Raw genomic sequence first — 6,240 nt, 5'->3', positions numbered from 1 at the left:
GTTTACAGCTACGAACGTGTTGACACCGGAATTTATCGGGCAGCCGCTTGATAAGTTGTGGTCACTGATCTCGCCATTATATATGGTGGACGAGTCTCAATGGCTAGAGCAACTATTGCCACTAGCGACGCCGACAGAGGATGAAAAATCGGCGATCACTACCCAAACGACCCAACTTATCGAAGCCATTCGTGCCGATAAGAAGTCAATCCAGATGATTGATGCTCTATTGTTGGAATACAGCTTAGATACTCAAGAAGGTATCTTGCTGATGTGTCTTGCAGAAGCATTAATGCGCATCCCAGATGCCGCGACAGCAGATTCTTTGATTAAAGATAAGTTGAGCGTCGCAGACTGGAAATCTCACCTGAAAAACTCTGACTCTGTGTTTGTTAACGCATCAACATGGGGCCTCATGCTAACAGGTAAAGTGGTTGGTCTTGGTGAGCAAGGCACCCAGAGCCCAGGTCAGGCTGTAAACCGTCTGGTAAATAAATTCTCTGAGCCTGTGATTCGTAAAGCCATGTATCAGGCAATGAAGATCATGGGTCACCAGTTTGTTCGTGGTCGTACGATAGAAGAAGCGCAAAAGAACGGTCGCCCAATGCGCGACAAAGGTTTCACCTATTCATTTGATATGTTAGGTGAGGCGGCGTTAACTACAGCGGACGCGAACAAGTACTTCAAAGATTACCTAATGGCGATCGAAGCGGTGGGTCGCGAGACTTACGGCAATGACACCAGTCCAGCGCCTTCGATTTCCATCAAGCTTTCTGCATTACACCCGCGCTACGAAGTCGCAAATGAAGAACGTGTAATGACAGAGTTGTATGACTCACTAATGCAACTACTAAAACGTGCTATTGAAGTCGACGTTGCAATCACAATCGATGCAGAAGAGGCGGATCGCCTTGAGCTTTCTCTGAAGCTATTTGAGAAAGTGTACCGTAGCGATCTTGTGAAAGGTTGGGGCAAGTTTGGTTTGGTTATTCAAGCCTACTCAAAACGTGCGCTACCAGTCTTGGTGTGGCTAAATGCACTCGCAAAAGAGCAAGGTGACGTTATTCCGCTGCGTTTGGTTAAAGGCGCGTACTGGGACAGCGAAATCAAGTGGTCTCAACAAGCGGGCTATGCAAATTACCCAGTATACACTCGCAAAGAAGCGACGGACGTTGCATACCTAGCTTGTGCTCGTTTCCTACTTAGCGAAGGTGTTCGCGGTAATATCTACCCACAATTTGCAAGCCACAATGCTCACACGGTTACGGCAATTGCTGTCATGGCGGAGCACAAAGAATACGAGTTCCAGCGCCTGCATGGTATGGGTGATTCACTGTATAACCATGTTATGAAAATGTACGGTCAGCCAGTACGTATTTATGCTCCTGTCGGTAGCCATGCTGATCTTCTTCCGTACTTGGTTCGTCGTCTGCTTGAAAATGGTGCGAACAGCTCGTTTGTACACCGTCTAGTTGATGCGCGTTGTCCGATTTATGAGTTGACCCATCACCCTGTGGATGTGTTGACGGGTTTTGACACGCTACACAACGACAAAATTCCATTGCCTGCCGATATTTTCCCTGAGCGTAAGAACTCATATGGCGTCAACATTGACATCGACAGTGAAGCGAAGCCATTTGAAGCTCAGGTCGAAAGCTTCATGGACAACCAGTGGGTTGCAGGCCCGATGATCAATGGTGAACGCTTTGCCGAAAGCATGATCAAGGAAAATGCGGCTGAGATCATTACCGCACCGTACGATCGCCGAATTGAAGTCGGCAAAGTGGCATTTGCAACTCTTGAGCACGTTTCCGCTGCAATTGATGCGGCGCAAACTGCTTTCTCTGATTGGAAAGCCGTTCCTGTTGAGCAAAAAGCGGCTTGTTTAGAAAAGCTTGCTGGCTTAATGGAAGAAAACCTAGCTGAGCTGGTGGCGATTTGTCACAAAGAAGCGGGTAAAACGATTCACGATAGCATTGATGAAGTTCGTGAAGCGGTGGATTTCTGTCGTTATTACGCGAAACAAGCGCAAAACCTACAGCCATTTGAGCTAGAAGGCTTTGATGGTGTGAAACGCATTTCTAGCCGTGAAGGCCTTGGTGTGTTTGTGTGTATCAGCCCTTGGAACTTCCCGTTGGCTATCTTCCTTGGTCAGGTGACGGCAGCACTGATTGCGGGTAACACAGTGGTTGCAAAACCAGCTGAGCAAACAAGCTTAATTGCCGCTCGCGCTATTGAACTAATGCTTGATGCGGGTTTCCCAGCTGGTGTGATTCAGTTACTTACTGGTCGCGGCGCTGAGATTGGTCATGCACTGACTTCTCATGATGCTATTGCTGGTGTGGCATTCACTGGCTCAACGGCAACGGCGCAACGCATTAACGTCACGCTCGCGGAGCGCAGCGCGAAACCGGTTCCGTTTATTGCGGAAACAGGTGGTCAAAACGCAATGATTGTGGACAGTACTGCATTGCCAGAGCAGGTGGTGCGTGATGTGATTCGTTCGGCGTTTGCATCTGCTGGTCAGCGTTGTTCTGCCCTTCGTGTTCTATTTGTACAAGAAGATGTAGCAGACCGTATGATCCACCTGATTCAAGGTGCGATGAATGAACTGCATGTTGGTTTACCTTACCTACACAAAACAGATGTTGGTCCGGTTATCGACAGCAATGCAAAACAAAAACTCCTCGCTCACCTTGAGCAAATGAGCAAAACACAGACTAAAGTCGCTCAGCTACAGCTGGATGAATCGTGCCAGCATGGTGACTTTGTCTCACCAAGTGCGTTTGAAATCTCGGGCATCGATGTGCTGAAAGAAGAACAATTTGGTCCAATCTTGCACATTGTTCGCTTTAAAGCGTCTGAATTACCAAACGTGGTTGCGCAGATCAACAAGACGGGTTTTGGCTTGACGATGGGTATCCATAGCCGTAACGAAACCACGTACCGTTGGATTGAGAAACACGCTCGAGTAGGTAACTGCTACATCAACCGAGACCAAGTTGGTGCTGTGGTTGGCGTACAGCCGTTTGGTGGTCAAGGCTTGTCGGGTACTGGCCCGAAAGCTGGTGGTCCACACTACCTATTCCGCTTTACTCAACATCTTCTTGCTCAAGCAGAAAACGCATAAGGAGTCGCATTATGGTTCATCAGATCACCTATTTTAAAGATGCATTCTCTGCGTGGGAGCAGTGGAATCTGACTGATTTTGATTACAAATGCGAGCATGTTCTGGCATTTAAATCTGCATTAGAAGGGCAGCAGTCTACCGTTGCCAAAGTGGTTTCTTACCACTTGCAACAAGCATCAGCTCTTCTTGCAGAAATTCACCAGTTAGTTGGCCCTACCGGGGAAACTAACGAACTGTATGCCGCAGGACGCGGTGTGGCTTTGGTGATTTGTGAAAACAACATCGAGCCTGCTGATAATGCGTTATACAGTGCTTTTGCGATGATCACCTGTGCCTTAATTGCAGGCAACAGTGTGGTCGTTTGCAGTGACAATGCAGAGCTAAACCAACTGGTTAAGCAAGCTGTAGCGTTGGCAAACTTCCCATCTAACTTAGTCCAGGTTGTTGCGTACGATGCGTCTGCCCCGTTGCTTGAGAGCGATGTACGTAGTGTGGGTTATGTTGGGCGTTCACAGGTTGAGCATGCGCTCAATCTTCAACTAGCTAAGCGTGACGGTGCAATCGTCGGCTTAGTTTCTGAAACGGATTTAGAGTCACCGAAATTGGCTCATGATCCTCATCTCTCGTTGCGCTTCATTACCGAGCGCACTCGAACGATAAATATTACCGCGGTGGGTGGTAACGCGACTCTACTCGAGTTGGGGAACGAAACTCACTAACCTGACTTGTGATACCAATCTGGAGTAACTGGACTGAGAGCCGGTCCAGATTGGTTTCTTATACTCTGATGTATTGCTGAGACGGTAAAATATCAGGGCAGGCAAGGAAGGAAATAATTATAACGAGGACTATCTAATGATAGAAAATAGCTTTGCTATCACGTCCACTTTTGTGGCGTATTTACTGATTATGGTTGCTATTGGCGTTTACGCGTATAAGAGGACTTCCAATTCATCTGATTACTTCCTAGGTGGCCGTAGCCTAGGTCCGTGGCCTGCTGCATTATCTGCAGGTGCTTCAGATATGAGTGGCTGGTTGCTGCTAGGCTTGCCTGGCTATGCGTACGCTGCGGGTATCGAGGCCTTCTGGTTAGCCGGCGGTCTACTTCTTGGTACATGGGCAAACTGGCTCATCAGTGCAAAACGCCTACGTACCTACAGTATCCAAACTGACGCGTTAACGTTGCCAGAGTTCCTGTCACGTCGCTTCAACGATAAGTCGAAACTGATCCAGACAATCTCTGCGTTTTTCATTCTTCTATTTTTCCTTTTCTACACCAGCTCAGGTTTGGTCGCAGGGGGCAAACTGTTTGAGACGGTATTCGGTCTAGATTACACCTACGCTGTTATCATCGGTACGGTGTGTGTGGTTTCTTACACACTATTCGGTGGTTTCCTTGCGGTATCTTGGACTGACTTAGTGCAAGGTCTGCTAATGGCCGCTGCGCTAATGATTGTTCCTGTTGCAGTCATGGACGGTGGTCTAGGTCAGCTAACTTCTGATCTGCATGACATCAACCCAGAACTTGCAACGCTATGGAATGACGCCAAAGGCGAACCACTGTCTGCGATTGCTATCATCTCTTTAGCGGCATGGGGGCTTGGTTACTTTGGTCAGCCACACATCCTAGCGCGTTTTAAAGCGTCTCGTTCAAACAAAGATCTAACGACTGCACGTCGTATCGCTGTGATTTGGACTGCACTATCTATGGTTGGTGCAATGCTTGTTGGTCTTGTCGGTCTGGTTTGGGTTACGGGTCATCCGGGCACTCAACTAGAAGATGGCGAGAAGATCTTCATGCTATTGGTTAACGCAGTATTCCACCCTGTCGTTGCGGGTATGTTGTTAGCAGCAATCCTAGCGGCGGTAATGAGTACAGCAGACTCACAGCTTCTTGTTTCATCTTCAGCGCTTGCAGAAGATTTCTACAAGCAAGTATTCAAGCCAGAAGCGTCTTCTGAAGAAATCGTAATGATTGGCCGTATCGGCGTCATCGTGATTTCGCTTGTTGCGCTATTCCTAGCAATGACACCAGATAGTTCAGTACTTGGTCTTGTTTCTTACGCTTGGGCTGGCTTCGGTGCTGCATTTGGTCCTGCGGTTGTACTTAGCCTTTACTGGAGCGGTATGAACCGTAACGGCGCACTAGCAGGTATCCTTGTTGGTGGTATCACTATCGTAGTTTGGAAGCAGCTAACTGGCGGTTGGTTTGATGTGTACGAAATCGTACCGGGCATCATCTTCTCTACGCTTGCTATCGTTGTTATCAGCAAAACGACAGGCGGTGCAGCGCAAGACGTATTAGACCAACATCAATCGTACGAGAAGAAACTAGTTGAACTAGACTAATTACTTCCTTTTACGAACACAAAGCCCGCTTATACAGCGGGCTTTGTTTTATCTGAACTTAATAAACGTTAATGGTGATTGCTTGAGGCCAGATTTTCACGTCGCTTTATTCGTTGTGAGTGTGTTAGTCACGACGAACTTTGGCGTAAATGACGGTGTTACTCAGCTCGCCAGAAGGCGCACGCCGAGCATTGCGTAGCTCACCTTCAAACTCATACCCACAGCGCTCAGCAACCGCACGACTTTTGCGGTTATTCGCATCGGCTAAAATCGCGATTCTTTTCGCGTCCAACGCTTCGAATGCATAGTTTTCAATCGCCGCTACCGCCTCAGAGATATAACCGTAGCCTACCGCGCGATCATCAAGCCAATAGCCAATCTCAAATGCCGGTATCTCTTGATCATGGATCATTAACCCAATGGCGCCGAGTAAACGATCGCTTTCCTTGTCGATTAGGTAGTAGCGCAACTCTTCTTCGAAGTTTTCAAAGTTTGCGATGGCTTTCTCTGTCCCTGCAATCATCGCTTCTAAAGTGAGCACGTGAGGTACCCATGGCAGGTAAACTTCAAGCGTTTTTTGGCTACGAACAACGGCCTGATGTGCTTCTTCTGCACGTTCCAAGCAAGCTGGGATGAGCTTTAAACGTTTGGTTTCCATGTCGAATCTCCTAGGCTTTTATACTCCAATCGTTTCGTAATGCAGGATTCAGAGCGTTATCATTAAAAATCATTTAAACAGAAACACTTAGAGACATCTAGCC

General features: G+C 47.7%; 4 protein-coding genes. 3 read left to right on the top strand and 1 reads right to left on the bottom strand.

What is annotated here, in order from left to right:
* From putA to putP, 3 genes are all read left to right on the top strand, one after another.
* On the top strand, positions 1-3,130 hold a 3,130-nt coding region (gene putA / locus CAG69_RS21585; RefSeq protein WP_161446169.1), incomplete at its 5' end, for a bifunctional proline dehydrogenase/L-glutamate gamma-semialdehyde dehydrogenase PutA.
* Between the two features lie 11 nt (positions 3,131-3,141).
* Complete coding sequence (locus tag CAG69_RS21580) at positions 3,142-3,849, top strand: 1-pyrroline-5-carboxylate dehydrogenase (protein WP_161446167.1); 708 nt, start codon at positions 3,142-3,144, stop codon at positions 3,847-3,849.
* 136 nt (positions 3,850-3,985) lie between these two features.
* Positions 3,986-5,479 carry a sodium/proline symporter PutP gene (putP, locus tag CAG69_RS21575; protein ID WP_124008166.1) on the top strand — a complete coding sequence of 498 codons (1,494 nt, stop codon included), beginning with the start codon at positions 3,986-3,988 and terminating at the stop codon, positions 5,477-5,479.
* A 124-nt stretch (positions 5,480-5,603) separates the two neighbouring features.
* Here putP and CAG69_RS21570 read toward each other — a convergent pair whose 3' ends face one another.
* The gene (locus tag CAG69_RS21570; RefSeq protein WP_006740879.1) at positions 5,604-6,137 is read right to left on the bottom strand and encodes a GNAT family N-acetyltransferase; all 534 of its coding nucleotides are present in this window, start codon (positions 6,135-6,137) and stop codon (positions 5,604-5,606) included.
* Positions 6,138-6,240: the final 103 nt, after the last annotated feature.

It is taken from the genome of Vibrio sp. V43_P6S15P86, assembly GCF_009904725.1.
Taxonomy (GTDB): domain Bacteria; phylum Pseudomonadota; class Gammaproteobacteria; order Enterobacterales; family Vibrionaceae; genus Vibrio; species Vibrio diabolicus.
The sequence above is the reverse complement of the archived record's forward strand: the minus strand, read 5'-3'. Positions and strand labels throughout refer to the sequence as shown.